The 1,068-nt window shown below is 42.4% G+C and carries 1 protein-coding gene, 1 tRNA gene and 1 pseudogene; all 3 read right to left on the bottom strand.

From position 1 onward, the window contains the following. Positions 1-186 precede the first annotated feature (186 nt). Positions 187-318, bottom strand: a tRNA-Trp gene (locus CM19_RS00345). Positions 319-752: 434 nt separating this feature from the next. Continuing rightward, positions 753-830 (bottom strand): zinc ribbon domain-containing protein, encoded by a 78-nt coding sequence (locus CM19_RS13480; protein WP_081801158.1) that lies wholly within the window; start codon positions 828-830, stop codon positions 753-755. Continuing rightward, positions 831-1,068, bottom strand: a pseudogene (locus CM19_RS00340) (RNA-guided endonuclease InsQ/TnpB family protein); the annotation flags it as partial.

Genomic DNA, 1,068 nt, shown 5'->3' with positions numbered 1-1,068 from the left:
CTTGGTGGTCTCCGGTCGGAGGTAGATCTGGGTTAAGCTTGCGTTATCTGTTGCTGTGGAGTAAGGGATCCGACCCTTAGCCTTTTCTTTGTAAAGATTATGAGCATTTTATTAAACTGAAATAGAATATTTGATCAAAAATTTTAGCCAAAAAGAAGGATATTCAACCTAGTGTTTCTAATTTAATGGGCCCAGGGGGACTCGGACCCCCGACCACTGGGTCTCTCCGTTCCAGATGTCGCTCATCCCCTTTCGGGTCTCTAGACCCAATGAAATTCATCTGGAGCCCAGCACTCTACCTAGCTGAGCTATGGGCCCATTATCGATCATCTAAGATGATATTTGTGAGGCTAGTTTTAAAGTCTTTCCTTTCCTCTACGCTTTGGAAAAACCTTAAGATGTTAGGACTTGTTTAAACAGCTTGGATTTTAGTTTTGGAGTGAGCTACCTCAGTCTGAAGACCGAGACATCCCACCTTTCGATAGGGAATGTCCCAGAGGGACTTCCTGCTTCACAATCAACTCTTGCTTGGTTTTTTAAGGTAGAGGGGTCAACTCCACAGGGGTTTGGGTTTTGCGGACATTAAGTGAAAAATCATGAAATGCATAAAAATGTCACGATTTAAGCGAAACTGTTGACAACGGCATTGAGGGCGATCCAACCTCGCAACGTTAAGAGCAACATGGTCAAGGTCATCAGTGTGACCACACCTTTAGCAGTGGAAAACTCTCTGTAAAAGAGGCATATCTTTTTTAAAAATCACAACGTGGGCACGTTCTAGAAGTGTACGCTGGGTTAACTACTTTAAACTCTTTTCCATACTTCTCCATTTACCATCTGAATATCTTCCTCATCTTGTAGAAGCTAACATCATGTAAGTGGAGGCGGAGGAATCTAGCTGAACGAGATACCAGTTGTTTGACATTTATGTCCTCCATAGCTAGACCGTCATAGTTCTCAGTGAAGAACTTCCCTATCTTGAAGTACATGTCACGATGAAAGTTGTCTATCCTTTCGAAAGTTTTAGCTATCTTCACTCTCATCTTCTCTAAGTTTTTAGAACCCTCA

It is taken from the genome of Candidatus Acidianus copahuensis (assembly GCF_000632495.1).
Lineage (GTDB): Archaea > Thermoproteota > Thermoprotei_A > Sulfolobales > Sulfolobaceae > Acidianus > Acidianus copahuensis.
This window is presented reverse-complemented; position numbering and strand designations above follow the sequence as displayed.